Source organism: Paenibacillus sp. 1A_MP2, assembly GCF_052244825.1.
Lineage (GTDB): Bacteria > Bacillota > Bacilli > Paenibacillales > Paenibacillaceae > Paenibacillus > Paenibacillus vandeheii.
Map to the genome: position 1 here is coordinate 851,519 of NZ_JBQQCS010000001.1, position 16,271 is coordinate 867,789.

The 16,271-nt window shown below is 47.1% G+C and carries 16 protein-coding genes and 1 pseudogene; 10 read left to right on the forward strand and 7 right to left on the reverse strand.

All coding sequences use genetic code 11. The features are described from left to right. Positions 1-32 precede the first annotated feature (32 nt). Positions 33-296, reverse strand: a complete 264-nt coding sequence (locus tag ACTWJ7_RS04305) for a hypothetical protein (protein ID WP_285075900.1) — start codon at positions 294-296, stop codon at positions 33-35. Positions 297-569: 273 nt separating this feature from the next. Here ACTWJ7_RS04305 and ACTWJ7_RS04310 point away from each other — a divergent pair, with 273 nt between their 5' ends. The 5 genes and pseudogenes from ACTWJ7_RS04310 to ACTWJ7_RS04330 all read left to right on the forward strand — a co-directional run bounded on the left by ACTWJ7_RS04310 (position 570) and on the right by ACTWJ7_RS04330 (position 4,073). Further along, positions 570-1,097: an HAD family hydrolase gene (locus ACTWJ7_RS04310; protein WP_443145155.1), complete on the forward strand. Its 528-nt coding sequence runs from the start codon at positions 570-572 to the stop codon at positions 1,095-1,097. After that, positions 1,082-1,306 carry an HAD family hydrolase gene (locus ACTWJ7_RS04315; RefSeq protein ID WP_443145156.1) on the forward strand — a complete coding sequence of 75 codons (225 nt, stop codon included), beginning with the start codon at positions 1,082-1,084 and terminating at the stop codon, positions 1,304-1,306. The genes ACTWJ7_RS04310 and ACTWJ7_RS04315 overlap by 16 nt, the downstream gene beginning before the upstream one ends. 338 nt (positions 1,307-1,644) lie before the next feature. Then, positions 1,645-2,124, forward strand: coding sequence for a Dps family protein (locus ACTWJ7_RS04320; RefSeq protein WP_301880310.1), 480 nt, complete (start codon positions 1,645-1,647; stop codon positions 2,122-2,124). Between the two features lie 129 nt (positions 2,125-2,253). Continuing rightward, a pseudogene (locus tag ACTWJ7_RS04325) lies at positions 2,254-3,458 on the forward strand (nitric oxide synthase oxygenase). 144 nt (positions 3,459-3,602) lie between these two features. After that, entirely contained in the window at positions 3,603-4,073 is a 471-nt protein-coding gene (locus ACTWJ7_RS04330; RefSeq protein ID WP_024632844.1) for an NUDIX hydrolase, read from the forward strand. Positions 4,074-4,109: 36 nt separating this feature from the next. On the opposite strand, the gene ACTWJ7_RS04335 is transcribed toward ACTWJ7_RS04330, so the two are convergent. Both ACTWJ7_RS04335 and ACTWJ7_RS04340 read right to left on the reverse strand, forming a co-directional pair. Next, positions 4,110-5,387, reverse strand: a complete 1,278-nt coding sequence (locus ACTWJ7_RS04335; RefSeq protein WP_301880307.1) for an MFS transporter — start codon at positions 5,385-5,387, stop codon at positions 4,110-4,112. A 457-nt stretch (positions 5,388-5,844) separates the two neighbouring features. Further along, positions 5,845-7,284, reverse strand: coding sequence for a transcriptional regulator (locus ACTWJ7_RS04340; RefSeq protein WP_443145157.1), 1,440 nt, complete (start codon positions 7,282-7,284; stop codon positions 5,845-5,847). A gap of 232 nt (positions 7,285-7,516) precedes the next feature. Here ACTWJ7_RS04340 and ACTWJ7_RS04345 point away from each other — a divergent pair, with 232 nt between their 5' ends. The 4 genes from ACTWJ7_RS04345 to ACTWJ7_RS04360 are packed head-to-tail and all read left to right on the forward strand — an operon-like array spanning position 7,517 to position 11,303. Then, on the forward strand, positions 7,517-8,626 hold the full coding sequence (locus ACTWJ7_RS04345) for an ABC transporter ATP-binding protein (protein ID WP_094937570.1): 1,110 nt from the start codon (positions 7,517-7,519) through the stop codon (positions 8,624-8,626). Continuing rightward, positions 8,616-9,449: an ABC transporter permease gene (locus ACTWJ7_RS04350; protein ID WP_024632841.1), complete on the forward strand. Its 834-nt coding sequence runs from the start codon at positions 8,616-8,618 to the stop codon at positions 9,447-9,449. Before ACTWJ7_RS04345 ends, ACTWJ7_RS04350 begins: the two co-directional genes overlap by 11 nt. After that, positions 9,424-10,233: an ABC transporter permease gene (locus ACTWJ7_RS04355; RefSeq protein ID WP_024632840.1), complete on the forward strand. Its 810-nt coding sequence runs from the start codon at positions 9,424-9,426 to the stop codon at positions 10,231-10,233. The genes ACTWJ7_RS04350 and ACTWJ7_RS04355 overlap by 26 nt, the downstream gene beginning before the upstream one ends. Further along, a complete protein-coding gene (locus ACTWJ7_RS04360; RefSeq protein ID WP_301880304.1) occupies positions 10,230-11,303 on the forward strand; it encodes an ABC transporter substrate-binding protein in 1,074 nt (357 codons plus the stop codon). The genes ACTWJ7_RS04355 and ACTWJ7_RS04360 overlap by 4 nt, the downstream gene beginning before the upstream one ends. A 532-nt stretch (positions 11,304-11,835) precedes the next feature. On the opposite strand, the gene ACTWJ7_RS04365 is transcribed toward ACTWJ7_RS04360, so the two are convergent. The 4 genes from ACTWJ7_RS04365 to ACTWJ7_RS04380 form a co-directional block, all read right to left on the reverse strand. Next, positions 11,836-12,336 (reverse strand): hypothetical protein, encoded by a 501-nt coding sequence (locus ACTWJ7_RS04365; RefSeq protein ID WP_079347824.1) that lies wholly within the window; start codon positions 12,334-12,336, stop codon positions 11,836-11,838. 402 nt (positions 12,337-12,738) lie between these two features. Then, positions 12,739-13,668, reverse strand: a complete 930-nt coding sequence (locus tag ACTWJ7_RS04370; protein ID WP_443145158.1) for a cation diffusion facilitator family transporter — start codon at positions 13,666-13,668, stop codon at positions 12,739-12,741. Between the two features lie 281 nt (positions 13,669-13,949). After that, positions 13,950-14,720 (reverse strand): dioxygenase family protein, encoded by a 771-nt coding sequence (locus ACTWJ7_RS04375; RefSeq protein ID WP_301880302.1) that lies wholly within the window; start codon positions 14,718-14,720, stop codon positions 13,950-13,952. Further along, a complete protein-coding gene (locus ACTWJ7_RS04380) occupies positions 14,720-15,403 on the reverse strand; it encodes an alpha/beta hydrolase (protein WP_443145159.1) in 684 nt (227 codons plus the stop codon). The genes ACTWJ7_RS04375 and ACTWJ7_RS04380 overlap by 1 nt, the downstream gene beginning before the upstream one ends. 282 nt (positions 15,404-15,685) lie before the next feature. On the opposite strand from ACTWJ7_RS04380, the gene ACTWJ7_RS04385 reads away from it, so the two are divergent. Then, positions 15,686-16,234 carry a helix-turn-helix domain-containing protein gene (locus ACTWJ7_RS04385; protein ID WP_301880300.1) on the forward strand — a complete coding sequence of 183 codons (549 nt, stop codon included), beginning with the start codon at positions 15,686-15,688 and terminating at the stop codon, positions 16,232-16,234. Positions 16,235-16,271: the final 37 nt, after the last annotated feature.

The following is a 16,271-nucleotide window of genomic DNA, read 5'->3' on the forward strand; positions in this document are numbered from 1 at the left end:
GTTATGTAAGGACTACTCTTTCTAACTTCGGTTTACCAAGTAAGCCAACCACTCGTTCGTATATAATTGTGAAGGAGATCGTATTGCTCGGTGTACATCAATCGTTTCATTTTGGTTCTATACAGACGATAATCTTGTTTACGAGCCGGTTTACTTTCTTTGTTAAAATGAGTGCTCTTGATTCCTTTGCGGAAATCTTTGAGCTTCTCTTTTCTTGGATCAATGAACTTCTTGTTGTTTTTCTGATTATGCGATTGTTCATTTTCCCAAGATTGAATCTCTTCCTGTGCAAACATCTTCATCCCCGTTGTGCCGGGTTAGATTTTGGCTTCGGGAGCCATGGCCTTAGACACAACTAATAGAAGAAGACTTTCGGATTGAACATAAGCATCACCTCTGAGATAATAGATAATTCATCCTTATTTTAACATATATAATGGATCTTTATGCTACTCCAAGTACGGGGTAATCATGTTTAAGCACGCATACTTGTTTGGACTGGCCAACTCAATGCATATATAGTAAGAAGAGAATGTTTGGAGCCAACACCAGGAGGATAAGTAGCAATTATGGAAAAAACAAATAAAACGAGAGCTATCTTTTTCGATGTAGACGACACCTTGTATGACCACTTGCAGCCGCTGAAAGGAGCACTACAGGAGGTTCTTGGTCTGCCATACGATTTCCCGTATGGCGAGGCATACCATCGTTTCCGTTATTATAGCGACTGGCTGTCTGCCCAAGAAGACTTGTCTGCTGTACCCGAACCGGAAGCGGTGGAACGGATGCGTCATCGCAGATTTGAGCTGACCATGGCGGAATTTGGACTACCCCTGCAATCGGGACAGGCTGAAGAATTGCAAGCACAGTATTTAAATAGACAGTTTCAGATCCAACCCTTTGAGGGGGCATATGAACTTATACGGAGACTTCTTGCAGAAGGGCATACAGTAGGGTTAATTACCAATGGAGAAGGAGCGCATCAGCAAAAGAAGCTTGAAGCGCTTGATGTTTCCAGCCTTATCCCTGAGGAACGGATTTTTATTTCGGTACACTTGGTTACGCCAAGCCGGATCGCAGATTGTTTGAGCATGTAAGCAGGAGGACGGGATCGGATTCCAGCTCCAGTTATTACATCGGCGATTCTTGGCGCAATGATGTTGTCGGTGCAGTGGATGCCGGATGGAAAGTGATCTGGTTCAACCATCGTAATGCTTTGCCAGAATCAGAGCATCAGCCTCATCATGTTGCGCGTAGTTATGAAGAGGTAAGCCGTATCCTTACATCCGAGTTGGTTCAACAATAAAGCATGCGCTATGTGCATTGGTGCAGTCCTGATTACTCACTTGAGGATCAGGGCTTTTTTTGTTGTTGGATACGGAGTGAGGATTGTCATTGTATATCGGCGAAAATCGCGGTATAGATACTTTATGTAAAGGTGTTGGAAGAGTCTTTCCGCATGAGTCAAAGATGAAGCACAGCTTCATGGAATCTTCATTTGAAAGAGTAGTCTAAAGCCTTCACAAAGGATATGGTCAATGTTATAATTAAAACAAGATTTAGATTAAGTCTAAATTAAATAAACCAAATTAACTTATGCTACTAAATTCAAAACTATATCGTATTCGAGAGGGGATAAATTCCATGAGCACAATCCAGACTAGAAACAACACTTTTGCAAATCAAGCCACTGAACTTCACAATGTCCTGAACCGCCAGATCGCAGGCTGGTCTGTACTGTACACCAAACTGCACCACTTCCACTGGTATGTCAAAGGTCCTCACTTCTTCACACTGCATGCCAAATTCGAAGAGTTATATAACATGGCTACAGCGAATATGGACGAAGCCGCAGAACGCCTATTGGCCATTGGTGGACGCCCGGTCGCAACGATGGCTGAACAACTGCGGTTGTCACCAGTTGAGGAAGCACAGGGACAGTTCTCGGCTGAAGACATGGTAGAAACAGTAGTTTCCGATCTGAGAGCCATGGTGGGTGTAATTAATCAGGGTATTCAAGCAGTGGGCGAAGCCGAGGATAACGCAACTGAAGATATGCTGATTGGATTCACCGCTTCATTGGATAAAGAGATCTGGATGTTAAACGCATTTCTGGGCAAATAAGCTAAGTTCCCCTGCATCCGCTGACAACGATATGTAGAGTCCGTGAACAAAGTGCCCGTTCGCTTACAAATCCGGTGTTCTTGCCGTATAATGATGGCATTCAAGATGTATAGATTGGTGGAATGAATAATGCGGACAGACCTGGAAGAATTGCGGGATGAAGCTGAACGGTTTATATATAGATGTTATGAGGAGCTGGGCCATTCGCGTGAAGACGCGCAGGCCCGGCTTGTTGCAGTTCTGAATGAGATTGAGCACACAGGCACATATGTGCATACTGCGGATGAACTGGAGCATGGCTGTAAAATGGCATGGCGGAACAGCAACCGCTGCATCGGACGGCTGTTCTGGGATAAACTGCGCATTATCGATGCACGGCATGCAGATACCGTTGGAACAGCAGCGGATGCTGTGCTGACGCACATCCGAGCGGCCTCCAACGGAGGTAAGATCATTCCAATGATTACGATCCTTCCACCTGATGGACCGAATGGAGCACCCGTACGGATTTGGAATCACCAGTTGATTCGTTATGCAGGATATGAGACGACGGATGGTATTGTAGGCGACCCTGCATCCGTTGAGCTAACGAAGACAGCAATTTCGCTTGGTTGGAAGGGGAAGGAACACCATATGATGTGCTGCCTATGATTATACAGGCACAGGGACAAGCTCCAGAGTGGTATCCAGTGCCCGAGGAAGACATCGTGGAAGTGAGGATTGAACACCCGGAACGTCCCGAGATTGTTGAATTGGGCATGCGCTGGTACGGTGTGCCGATGATTGCCGATATGCGGCTGGAGATTGGCGGCATATCCTACCCGGCAGCTCCATTCAACGGCTGGTATATGGGTACTGAGATCGGTGCGCGTAATCTGGCGGATACGTTTCGGTATAACAAACTGCCTGCGGTAGCGGCAGCCCTTGGCCTGAATACGTCGAGTGAAACGACGCTATGGAAAGATCGGGCTCTGGTAGAGCTGAATGTAGCTGTACTGCATTCGTTCAAGAAAGCAGGCGTGAGCATTGTGGATCACCACACGGCGGCAGCGCAATTTGCCTTGTTTGAGCAGCGGGAGGAGAAGGCTGGGCGCGAGCTGACAGGCGATTGGGTTTGGCTGATTCCGCCCGTGTCTCCGGCGACGACGCATATTTTCCACAGCTCCTACCGCAATGAGATTGTGAAGCCAAACTTTTTCTATGGAGATCATTCCTATAAGCTGGATTCAGAACAAGCAGAAGCTGAACTTCAGAACAGGGAAAGCCAACAACTCGTGGGGGATCACCAGCCTAAGGCGGAGAATCCACCAATGAAATGCCCGTTTGCACACTGATGTGCGAGCGGGTTATTTTTTTGAAGTGTTTTCATCAAAGCACAGGCTCTAAAATAGGAAATGAAGCTAAATATTCTTTCTCTATATGGAAATTAATTGCACTTCTATAATAAGGACCATGACTTTATATAGGAGGGGTTATCCATGGGTTACATTGAATCGCTTCGAGAAATGGTTGGCAATGCACCTGTTATTCTGGTGAGACCGAGTATTTTAATATTGAATCAATCAGGTGAAATTTTGTTGGTTCGAAATGCAGATGATACGTGGGGAGTACCAGGTGGAATGATGGAGCTGGGCGAGTCGGTGGAAGAATGTGCGATGAGAGAGGTAAGGGAAGAGATTGGGCTACAGATCAAGAAACTTAAGCTATACGGCGTCTTTTCCGGGAAAGAGTTATATACGAAATTAAGAAATGGACATGAATATTATAATGTGGTCATTGGTTACATTTGTACGGAATTTGAAGGCGAGTTGAAGCCCGATGGGGTGGAAGTCCTTGAAGCAAAGTTCTATAAACCGACGGAATTGCCTGAGAAAACAGACCCTTATTTAAAAAGTAAAATTGAAGAAAATGCACTACATATAGCAACTTTATTAGGAATAAATAAATGATGGAGGCTGCCCACTGGTGTGGGCAGTCTTGTGCGTCTACCCCCGTTTGGATCTGTAACGGCTGCGCATCACCGCCTGAACAGCGATAGCGGCAGCGATCAGAAGCAGATTGAACACGAACACAGTATACAGCGATCCATACTCCACAAGCAGCGCAGCTACCAGAGGGGAGACGATAGAGCCAATCTCGGCGGCAGAGACAATTTTGCCTATGACGGAGCTCCTACCCTCGTCCGGGATATGATCTCCGATATGAGCAAAGAACGAGTCCATGTAACATGCACCGCCAACACCGCCGATCAGCATGCCCACGTAAACCCACACATAAGAAGATGTGCTCAGAAAAACGACCACTTCGATGCCAATCATCAGCATGCCGAACATGCAGAGCAGCAGGCGATCCCCCATCCGATCAGACAAGTAACCTGCTACAGGGGCAGCTGCAAGTGTAGAGATTCCGGCAACGGTAAAGGCAAGGCTGGTCGCAAACGGGTCCCAGTGCATGATATGAGCAGCATATAGTGCAAAATAAGTCAGAAACACGGCATAGGCGCTCATCTCCAGAAAATGCACCGTACCGTAGCCAATCAGTTGTTGCCGCCGGGTAAGTCCGGTGGATGGTTCTGGAATGGTTGGGCTAGGTGTATCGTTGACTGTAGAAACGGTGTAATCCGTATCCATAGGCGTTTGCGTTTGTTTTACAATACTTGAAGACTCGCTTGAAGTCTGACCGTTCACCTCACTTTCAGACACTTGATCTGCTTTTGATGCCGACTTTATCCCCATTGCCGCAACGACAGCCATCAGACAGCACACGGTAACGAGTAAAAAAGGCACGGACAACGGCCAGTGCAATGAGAGCCAGCCGCTGATGACCGGACCCAGCACCATACCCCCGCCTTCACTGCTGCTGATATAACCGTTGAACAGCCCCCGGTTGTCGACATTGCCTTCATCCCCGATGATGGAACGCACGACGACCGTAAGTCCGGTAGAAGCGAGCCCTTGCAGCAACCGTAGCAGGCCGAATAGTAGGGCGGCAGAAGATACAGCGAACCCGCCCATACAGACAGCGAGCAGCAGCAGCATGGCAATTAGTGCCCGCTTGCCCCCGATTTTCCGATAGAGTGCCGCAGCGGGCACCCCGCCAATCACTTTTCCGACATAAAAGAGTGCAAAAATAACCCCCATCATCCAGCCGGACAGGCCAAATTCCTCAATAAACAAGGGGAACAGGGGCAGGATCATGAAACCGCCCATCTGACTGAGAAAACAAATGATCATCAGTAAAGGCAGGTTACGGCGAATATCCACCAACAAGACTCCTTTCGCACAGAAACTGAACTCCGAAATCTTCCTTCAATCACTCTACATGGATTGCGTAGATATCGACATATACCCGTAATGTATGCTGTATTTGTGAGAATAAGAAGAAATAACACAGGGCGTTTACATCAAAACCATTGCGGATATAGCTGAATCATATAAAGGAGCGTGTAGGATATCCATGGCTACATAAAGGGCAATCAATAAGGCCAGAGATTATAAATAGATGGAGGTTAAACCAAAGCAGAATCTTATAATCAGTATAATGAGATGCAGGGATGCGTTGGAGGGGGCTCCTGTTGGCTTTGAATAAAAAAAGACACCCAAGTGGTGTCTGTAAAAAAAGTGCAATTGAAATTTAGAGCTGTTAACCTGATCCTACATCATGTGTCATAAGTGTAAGCAGTACATTAGAAATAGGTGTAGTAACACTGTAAGCAGTATACTACTTACTAACAGCGTTGAAAGGATTTTTTTCATGTGAGGAATATATTTTATCATTCAGACTATTGAATTTCTCTCGCTTGTCCTCATCTTCCCATTCTCTGTGTTGATTAAATACCGTTAGACATTTGATCGTATTAGAGTCACTGCTTATATTACCGGCAAATTCTAATCCCTCAAGTAAAATATCGATGCCTTGGGTACGTTCACGATGTAAATGGTACTTCCCCAGATTAGCTAAAAATGTCGCGTATTCCTCCGCCTTGATTGGTTTATTGTATTCTCCAAACGCGCTGTTATATGTCTTGTAAGGGATATGTTCCTGGAAACGATCCAAAATGGCATCAATGTTGATATCAAACATGTTGGCTACCTTGACAATATGGCACATTCCAGAGAAGATTTCATCAGGCTGCGATGCAATATATTCGATGTAGTCTGGCAAGATACTCAGATCTCCCGCAAGCAATCGATATAGATACTGGTTAGCTTTTGAAAAGTCATTAAATTGATTAATAATGAGCTTGGCCTCATCGGAAGAATCATGAATCCAGTCATCTGCATTGGTATACAAAACGGTGTATTCAATTGCTCTCTGATAATCTTCATATTGTTCATATACTGCAGCTTGGAGCAGGCGCGCATACAACATGTAGAAGTAAAAAGGGCGAACGGGCTGTTTAGCTTTAGAATCTTTGCGTTTGGCGCGAAGGGAAAGTTCGTACTGAATGGAAGCGAGACGGAACATCTCTTCCGAGAGTTCACCCACCTTGTGCCATTCATGCAGCGAAACATAGACGTGAGCCAGATGTTTGAGTGCTTCCAACTGGTCGGACTCCTCCAGGCGATTCGCATAGGGCTCGAACAATGTGGCGGCCCGCAAATTTTGGGTCAGGTTATCACTTAATGAAAGAAGGAACAATCGATATCGACACAGGGCTAATCGCTCGGAATGCTGGTATTTCTCGATTACACTAACGCCCTCATATAGCAACGCGGCGGCCTCGTTGTACTGATCATGGAACAGCTCCTCTGCAACCTCAAAAATCAAAGTTCCGTAGTTAGTATTATCCAGAAGATTGCTCAAAATTAATTTGATGCAATCCAGACGCTCCACCTCTGCACAGCGGATGATAAAAGGGCGCATTCTTCGCCAATCCGGTGCAGTCAGAGTAAAGCATTCTCCCACAAACCGCGAATAGAAATGGTCTTCCTTCACACCCATGGCTCTTGTAATACCATCAAGCTGGCTCATGGAGAACGGTTTATTCTGATTGATGAGGCGACTGAAAGAGCCTGGATTTATGTTTGCTCGTTGTGAGAACTGGCTTTGCGTTAAATGGTGATTGTTTATGTATTGCAACACTTCCGCTCGTATAGTCTTATTTAGCATGCATGACACCGCCTTTATCATCACCCAAAATTTAGTGTAAAAAACCATATATATGAATTATAATCCTATAATTTTACAGTGGTCAATATTTTCTTTGGCAATTCATAAAAGTTTATACAGAATATCTTTTGGAATGAAAGAAAAAAGGATATAAATTACGTTATAAGAAACAAGGCTGGGACAAAGTCGTGTATAATAGGTTGGGTTTGTAATGGAAGAGGCCTGCAAGAAGAATAAGCAATAGAGGTATACCTCAAGTTTAAAGGGGGCGAAATGAAGCATGTCAGAACAACAACCGATTATCCGGTTCGACCGGGTGACTCAGCAATACGATCAGGATGAAGCCGTATTGAAGGAAGTCAGCTTCGAGATTGAGCGGGGTAAATTTTATACGCTACTCGGCCCGTCAGGCTGCGGGAAAACAACGATATTGCGCTTGATCGCCGGCTTTGCGGAGCCGACACAGGGCAGTATTTATTTTAACGGTGCAGTGATTAACCAAGTGCCTGCCCACCAGCGGCAGGTGAATACCGTATTTCAGGATTACGCGTTATTTCCACATTTGAATGTATTTGAGAACGTAGCTTTTGGTTTGCGGATCAAAAAAATGAAAACCGCTGAGATTCGCGACAAAGTGCTTGAAGCACTCAAGTTCGTCAATCTCTCCGGTTATGAAAACCGTGAAATTGGCGAGATGTCAGGCGGACAACGGCAGCGTGTCGCGATTGCGCGGGCGATTGTCAATGAACCCGAGATTCTGCTGCTGGACGAGCCGCTCTCTGCACTCGATCTGAAGCTGCGGACCGAAATGCAGTATGAACTGCGTGAGCTGCAACAGCGATTGGGTATTACGTTTATTTTTGTCACGCATGATCAGGAGGAAGCCCTGGCGATGTCGGATGAGATTTTTGTCCTGAACGGTGGCGTTATTCAACAGAGCGGCACGCCCAATGATATTTATGATGAGCCGATTAACCGCTTTGTGGCGGACTTTATTGGCGAATCGAACATTGTATCCGGCAAAATGAAGCAGGACTTTGTCGTGGAATTCGCTGGCGCACAGTACGAATGTGTCGATCAGGGTCTGCAGAAGGACGAGCCTGTGGAGATTGTGATTCGTCCAGAGGATATGGAGATTACAACCGAGGAACAGGGCAAAATGCAGGTCAACGTGGACTCCCAGCTGTTCCGCGGGGTGCATTACGAAATATCCACCTACGATGACGCAGGCAATGAGTGGCTGGTTCATTCCACCAAGAAAGCTGTGGTAGGCGATCGTATTGGTCTGTATTTTGACCCGGAAGCGATCCACGTCATGCGCTTTAACGAGACGGAAGAAGAGTTCGACAAACGTCTGGAAGCCTACCAAGAGGCCGTTCATGCAGACTAAGGCGAGTACACGCAATGCGTATCTGATTCCATATGTGTTATGGATGGTGTTGTTTGTAGTTGCTCCGGTTCTGCTGGTGGTGTATTACTCGTTCTTCGATGTGGAGGGCAACTTCACGCTGGGTAACTATGCCCGGTTCTTTACACCTGTGTACATGCAGATGACTCTGAGCTCGTTCTGGTATGCTTTTCTGATCACGGTGTTCTCACTGTTGGTCTCGTATCCAACGGCGTATTTACTGACTCGTACGAAGCACAAGCAGCTGTGGCTGCTGCTTATTATTTTGCCAAGCTGGATCAATCTGTTGTTAAAAGCGTACGCCTTTATCGGCCTGTTCGGCACGTATGGCCTGACCAATTCCCTGCTTGAAGTGGTGGGTATTGGCACGCAACAGATTTTGTTCACCGATTTCAGCTTTATCTTTGTCTCGGTGTACATCTTCATTCCGTTCATGATCCTGCCGATCTTCAACGCGCTGGAAGAGATGAATCCGTCGCTGATCTATGCGGCACGGGATCTTGGGGCATCGTCATGGCTGACGTTCCGCCGGGTCATCTTTCCGCTGACACTCAGCGGAGTGAAATCCGGCTGTCAGGCCGTATTTATTCCGGCGTTATCCTTGTTCATGATTACCCGCCTCATTGCGGGGAACCGGGTAATTACGCTGGGAACAGCGATTGAGCAGCATTTTCTCGTCACCCAGGACTGGGGGATGGGCTCGACGATTGCCGTCTTTTTGATTATTGCGATGGCGATCATTATGTTCCTGACCGGGTCAGGCAAGAAGGAGGTGCGTAATGGGAAGAAACGGAAAGCTGTCTAACGTCTATCTGGCCGTTGTATTCGCCATACTGTACGCACCGATCGCGTATCTGATCTTCTATTCCTTCAACAGTGGCGGTCATATGCGCGGCTTTGAAGGGTTTACGTTGGAATGGTACAGGGAAGTATTTGCCGATACCCGGCTGCTGATCATTGTACTGAATACGTTTATTATTGCGCTCCTGTCCTCGGCGATCTCGACGATGCTCGGTGTGGCAGGGGCACTGGCGATCTATCATGTACGGCGCAAACGGACCAAGAATACGTTGCTGTCACTCAATAACGTGCTTATCGTCAGTCCGGATGTCATCATCGGTGCCTCATTTCTCATTCTGTTCACCATGATTGGCATCAAGCTCGGATTCACTTCGGTATTGTTGTCTCATATCGCATTCAGCGTACCGATTGTTGTCATCATGGTACTGCCGAAGCTTCAGGAGATGAGTCCAACCTTGATGGATGCGGCGCGTGACCTGGGTGCGGGATCATGGCAGATCCTGACTCGTGTGGTGCTTCCATACGTCAAACCGGGGATTTTTGCCGGGTTCTTCATGGCCCTGACATACTCACTGGATGATTTTGCGGTAACATTCTTTGTCACAGGTAACGGCTACTCCACACTCTCGGTGGAGATTTATTCAAGAGCAAGGCAAGGTGTGTCATTGTCCATCAATGCGCTATCAACGCTGCTATTCCTGCTGACGGTGCTGCTGGTGGTTGGGTATTACTTTATTAACCGCCGCGCAACACGGATACCACCCGGAGGAAAGGGGCTGCGTCCATGAAGCAACTGGTACGGACATTTGCGATTGTATTCATCGCTGCCTTTGCCCTGATGATTCTGGCCTCGTATCTGAACAAGAGTCAGGGATATTCGGGCGGCAACACGCTGACCATCTATAACTGGGGCGATTATATCGACCCTGATCTGTTGAAGGAATTTGAGCAAGAGACAGGCATTAAGGTGATATATCAGACGTTTGATTCGAATGAAGCGATGCTGACCAAGATTGAGCAGGGCGGAACCACGTTTGATGTGGCGATTCCTTCCGAATATGCGATTAGCAAAATGAAAGAAGAGAACCTGCTCGTTCCACTGGATCACAGCAAGCTGCCCAATCTGAGCAACATCGACCCACGGTTTATGGACCTGTCCTTCGATGAGGACAATAAGTACTCCATTCCGTACTTCTGGGGAACGGTGGGGATTGTGTACAATCCTGAACTGGTCGATGGGTTAACGTTTGAGAGCTGGAACGATCTCTGGGACCCACGTTTGAAAAACCAGATTCTGTTACTCGACGGTGCCCGTGAAGTGATTGGCATGGGGCTGAACAGCCTTGGTTATTCGCTGAACGATACGAACGAAGACCATCTGCAGGAAGCTTTGAAAAAGCTATCCACCCTGACGCCTAACGTCAGAGCCATCGTCGGAGACGAGATCAAAATGCTGCTGGCGAACGAAGAAGCCGCGGTTGGACTCGTATGGTCCGGGGATGCGTCTGAAATTATGGATGAGAACGACAAGCTGGATTACGTCGTTCCTGAAGAAGGCTCGAACCTATGGTTCGATAACATGGTCATTCCAAAGACCGCAAGTAATATTGAAGGCGCTCATCAGTTTATTAACTTCATGCTGGTCCCGGATCATGCGGCACGTAATGCCGAATATGTCGGGTATTCCACACCAAACGCCGAGGCATTGAAGCTGCTGCCAGAGGATATTTCGGAGGATGAGCGATTCTATCCAGATGAGACGCTGACAGGCAAGCTGGAAGTGTACAATAATCTGGGCAAAAAAATGCTCTCGCATTATAACGATTTGTTCCTCGAGTTTAAAATGCATAGCAAATAAAAGGCATTCGAGTGAGATGTATCGGATAAATGTTTGTTTCATGCCCGTCCAACCCGCTAACGAATCTATCGTACCTTATTGGGCTGATTTGCTTGGGTTACGAATGCTAACGAACTTCAGCGAAGCTATTTTCCATTTAACAGGTGCCAAACGGCAAATAAGCTGCTATTTACGCAGGATAACGTCTCTCTGATTCGTTAAAACTCCAATTGGAGTAATTGACCGCCAATAGTGCGTGTATAGTTCGTTAGACTTGGAAAAGGAATAAACAGGGGTGCTGCTCGTCATTTCAATTGAATGACGAGCAGCACCCCTATATTTTTACCCTACCTCAGAGCAAATAGCTGAAGTAGGTTGTCTTATTTTTGTTTACACATTAACGGAGAGGGCAGAAATAATCTGTAGAAGCGAAGCGCTCGCCTTTATCGCAGGATTTTACCCTTTATAAAAAGGGAATCAAAAAAATCCGGCGATAACAGCGATCGGAAGATTATTCTGCACGCGGAGTGGTCTAGTGTAAACGCTATAAGATTTACATGCGCTTTTTGCGTCCCACAATGATCCACGCCCCACCCATAATCAGCACAATCGCCACGAACGGTTGAACAAAGGTTAGACTGTTCAGCATCGTGCCAATCGACATGACGGAGAAGAATAACAGGGAGATTACCGTCAGGATGTTGATCGGAATCAGCAGCCATTTGTTACGGCCACCAAACCAATACAATTCAAACAGACCTACCGCTACCGCAAGAATGAAGCCAGGCCACATTGTGCTCCAGTTGCCAAAGAGCATGGCGATCTGGCTGACAACACCTGCCGTAAGCAAGATACCCCCAGGAACCAGCAATCCAATTCCTCGTCCAATCATGGAGAAGTACAGCCAGTGGAAGAACAGCCCCAGCGGAATCACAAACAGGGTGGGCCAGAATGTGGCAAAGATCGTACCTGGACCGAGTGAACCTCCCTGGTTCAAAATCAGGTACACGCCCAGCAAAATAAGGACGGGCGCAAGGATGGTGCGTTTAGCCATGATATCTCTCCTTTTCAATACAAGATCAATTCCCGAACGGTCATGGAGTATGTTTTCTCGTTATTTACAGCATACCATGAACCTCAAAAGGGTATCCTCGGTCTTTGGAGTTAAACTGGACCTAGACTAAAGTCTAGGTACGAAATATGCAATCGAGATCAGTCCAATCAAAGGCTCCACAGAAACGTTCCGTCTAAGATGGCTGGATAAATTGATGGAGATGGGGATGAAGCAGGGTGGGCGGAAATAAACCCTATGACAACCCAGTCAGTGAATTCTAACCAACAATTTTAACGCTCCCATTCAGTAGCCATGCAGTTACCTATGCCATGTAGTTAGCTACGCGAAGAAGCCCACTCCGCGAAGAGTGGGCCTTTTTCTTTTATAAAAGAGGGTAATTCCTCACTTCACCACATCCGAATGCTTCTTGCCCCAGCTGTTCACGCCATCATCTTCGATAATGGAGATGGCCGCATCGGCGATGTCGGGATCTGTCATTAACTTCTCCTGAATACGGAACTTGATATCATCGGCATCAGCAAGGCTTAGCCCTTTCGTTAGCTCGATTAGACCCTCGACGTGGTAATAACGGCCTTCCTGAATAATGCGCATCATCTGGATATCTGCAACATGAGTGTCGGCCAGAATGGTCTGGGATACTTTGTCCTCAACATCCTGTGGAGCCGCTACACCAATCAGTCCGATCATATTGTCATAGCCGACACGGAAAGCGACAGCGATCATCAGGCATCCAATAATGGTCGTCACGATTCCATCGAGCAATGCAAAATTGGTCAGTGCAATGACAACAACAGAAATCAGGGCGAGTGTCGCACCGATTACTGCTACAACATCTTCGTAAAATACAAGGCGTGTTGGCGGTGCAGCGCGTCCTACATTTTTGATTGCAGCAGGGAACAGGGCCAGGCCTGACGCTTTGGGAGCGCGTGCTTCTTTGAGAATTTCTTTCATCGCTTTGATCAGAATGGCTCCATCGATCACAATGTTAAGCACCAGCACACCGATGTTAATCCAGAGACCACCCGAATGACCAACAGGATGCTGTAAGAGGTGAATCCCTTCATGAATCGTTTCATAGGCCATAATGGTCACAACGATAACGGCAATCATACAGAAAATGTTGATGACCCGTCCGAATCCGGTTGGAAAGCGGCGTGTAGGTTTTTTCTCGGACAGTACACTTCCGACAAAGACAAACCCTTGGTTGATGGCATCGGCCATAGAGTGCATCGCCGAGGCGAACATGGCTCCACTGCCACTGAATAGAAAAGCTCCTCCTTTGCACAGTGCAAGTACCGCATTACCTGCCATGGCTACGGCCGAGGAGGTGTTTCCCTTTTGACGAGAGACATCAAGCTCTCAGACTTTGGTTGTTCAGCCACTTCGAATGTTCCTCCCAGAAAGATATGATAGGTGTAGAAAGAGTAATCCGTCATTACAGCTTGTTCATTTCCACTAAATGTTATTATAGCTTGCTTTAGAGCCCCCAGCATTATGCAAAAAAGGTCATATCACTCCAAACACCCGTGCGGTTTCACACGAGTGTTTGGTTATTTTTATATATGGAGTTATATAAACTAATCAATCGATGTTCAATCAAATTTCCAGCAAGACAGGCTCAGGTTGCCATACTGATAGGCTTTGAACAGGAGTGATGCTTGCTTGTTCTGGTCTCCGGCGCCCATGGCGAGCAGCAGCGGCAAAAAATGCTCTGGCGTAGGCACAGCCGCTTGGGCGGATGGTGCGAGCTTGTCATAGGCAAAGAGGGATTCTGTATCCCAGCTCACCAGCTTGTCATGCAGCCAGTTGTCAAACGCCATGGCCCAAGGATCAGCGCCTGCGCTTTCCCAGTTTAACTGACGCAGATTGTGTACCGTTCCACCACTGCCAATGACGAGAACATCCTGCTCACGTAATGTGGCGAGCGCCTGTCCTACCCGATACTGCTGTTCACTGGACAGATAACGGTTTACAGACAGAGCAACAACCGGGATATCCGCATCCGGATAGAGCAGGCGAAGAACGACCCAGGCACCGTGATCCAGACCACGAACGGGGTCGCTCTCTACCGGAATCCCAGCATCCGCGAACAGACGCTGAATCTTCGCAGATGTCTCTTCATGTCCTTGTGCCGGGTATTTGATCTGATACAGCTCGGGTTGGAAGCCACCAAAATCATAGATGGTCTCGTAATTCGCTGCCGAAGAAACCAATTGGGTTGTGGATTCCCAGTGAGCAGAGAACAGTACGATTGCTTTAGGTTTCGGCAGTTCCTGTCCGAGCTTTTGCAGAAATTCAGTGTACTCATTCTCCTCCAGTGCGAGTGATGGCGCGCCGTGAGCGACAAACAGGGATGGCATCATTATGAATTCAGTCCTTTCAGGTCTTCGGCAGCCAGCTTGGCATCCGTCCGAAGCCATTGTTGAAATTGTTGATATAGATCGGGGGTGACTTGGTGCCCACCGTGATATGGAACATACGTAACGTTATGGGTGTGTTCACGGAAGAAACTTGCGTTATCCTCGCCAAGTTGCAGCGGGAAGAGATGATCCTGATCGCCATGCGATATGAATACAGATAAATCCGAGTTGGGCTGTAACTTGTATTCGTCTTTCACAAATTGCGGAATGTAACCACTCATAGCTACAATTCCCTTGATTGCATCTCCCATGATTAGCGAGAGCGTCATTGCCATAATGGCGCCCTGACTGAATCCGGCGATATAACGCCGTGCGGGATCCATGGCATATTTGGCGGACAAGTCAACGATTAGCTGCTGCAATCCCTGAACAGACGCGTCGAACAATTCCCGGACGGGATTGCCAATGCTTTTAATCTGAAAATAGGCGTAGCCGCTACCCTGAACAATGGGTCCCCTTATGGCCACGATAATAAAATCGGACTGAAGAGGCTCCATTAAACGAAGCATATCCTGCTCATCCGAACCCATGCCATGCAGGGCAAAGATCACGGGATAGTGTTGTACTGTATTGTAATCGGAAGGAAGCCGAACCTCGTAAGTCAATGAATAACTCAATGGAATCACCACCTGATCAGAAATGATAATCTAGATAAAGTTTGCTGATATAAAACTAATATTCTTATTGATGAACAAAATTTATCATGATTCCATTGTAGGGTCAATATTTTTTTTGTATTATGAAAATATGTTCCGTATAAGAAATCCTAGACAGGCATTTCCGACACGCCGTGGAATCTAAGGGAAATGACAGTGATTGATCCGTTTGGCAACCGGATTGTTTTTTATGAACCTGACGCAAAATAGATTGAAGAGTTGATATTTCTATAGAAGAGGAGGTTTTGCAACATGGATATCGGCCTAGCCATTCGTACGATCCGCAAACAGAAACAGATCACCATCATGCAAATGTGCGAAGGTACGGGGCTGTCCAAGGGGTTTATCAGCAACGTGGAAAATAATAAAACCTCACCTTCCATTGCCACACTCGAAAGTATCGCGGATTATCTGGAAGTTCCACTTCCTTACTTGCTGCTGTCACCAGAACAACGGATGAACGTGGTGCGCAAGGGTGAGCGCAAGGAAACAACTGCCGGGAGCGGGCAGATCAAGGTACAGCATCTAACGGCAAAGGGTGCCATGCGGATGTCCATTGTGGAGCTGCCCGCAGGTGCATCAACGGGGGTAAACAAGCATGCTGGAGAAGAAAGTCACCTGATTCTGCAGGGCAAGATTCGTGCAGAGCAGTGTGAGGATGTAGAGATTCTGGAGGCGGGGGATTCATTTAGCTGGAATGCCATCGTTCCCCATGAAGTAACCAATATTGGGGAGGAGCCCGCGGTGGTGCTGATCGCCGTGTCCAAGGAGCTGGATCTGGACCATTTGTGGGACGCATAAGCAGAGGATAATGGAATGAAGAAATGAGAGAAGTGAC

What these genes read in the sequence shown, in the direction of transcription:
- ACTWJ7_RS04305 (WP_285075900.1), bottom strand. Translation starts at nt 296, where the DNA reads ATGTTTGCACAGGAAGAGATTCAATCTTGGGAAAATGAACAATCGCAT.
- ACTWJ7_RS04310 (WP_443145155.1), top strand. Translation starts at nt 570, where the DNA reads ATGGAAAAAACAAATAAAACGAGAGCTATCTTTTTCGATGTAGACGAC.
- ACTWJ7_RS04320 (WP_301880310.1), top strand. Translation starts at nt 1,645, where the DNA reads ATGAGCACAATCCAGACTAGAAACAACACTTTTGCAAATCAAGCCACT.
- ACTWJ7_RS04330 (WP_024632844.1), top strand. Translation starts at nt 3,603, where the DNA reads ATGGGTTACATTGAATCGCTTCGAGAAATGGTTGGCAATGCACCTGTT.
- ACTWJ7_RS04340 (WP_443145157.1), bottom strand. Translation starts at nt 7,284, where the DNA reads ATGGTTTTTTACACTAAATTTTGGGTGATGATAAAGGCGGTGTCATGC.
- ACTWJ7_RS04345 (WP_094937570.1), top strand. Translation starts at nt 7,517, where the DNA reads ATGTCAGAACAACAACCGATTATCCGGTTCGACCGGGTGACTCAGCAA.
- ACTWJ7_RS04350 (WP_024632841.1), top strand. Translation starts at nt 8,616, where the DNA reads ATGCAGACTAAGGCGAGTACACGCAATGCGTATCTGATTCCATATGTG.
- ACTWJ7_RS04355 (WP_024632840.1), top strand. Translation starts at nt 9,424, where the DNA reads ATGGGAAGAAACGGAAAGCTGTCTAACGTCTATCTGGCCGTTGTATTC.
- ACTWJ7_RS04360 (WP_301880304.1), top strand. Translation starts at nt 10,230, where the DNA reads ATGAAGCAACTGGTACGGACATTTGCGATTGTATTCATCGCTGCCTTT.
- ACTWJ7_RS04365 (WP_079347824.1), bottom strand. Translation starts at nt 12,336, where the DNA reads ATGGCTAAACGCACCATCCTTGCGCCCGTCCTTATTTTGCTGGGCGTG.
- ACTWJ7_RS04370 (WP_443145158.1), bottom strand. Translation starts at nt 13,668, where the DNA reads ATGGCAGGTAATGCGGTACTTGCACTGTGCAAAGGAGGAGCTTTTCTA.
- ACTWJ7_RS04375 (WP_301880302.1), bottom strand. Translation starts at nt 14,720, where the DNA reads ATGATGCCATCCCTGTTTGTCGCTCACGGCGCGCCATCACTCGCACTG.
- ACTWJ7_RS04385 (WP_301880300.1), top strand. Translation starts at nt 15,686, where the DNA reads ATGGATATCGGCCTAGCCATTCGTACGATCCGCAAACAGAAACAGATC.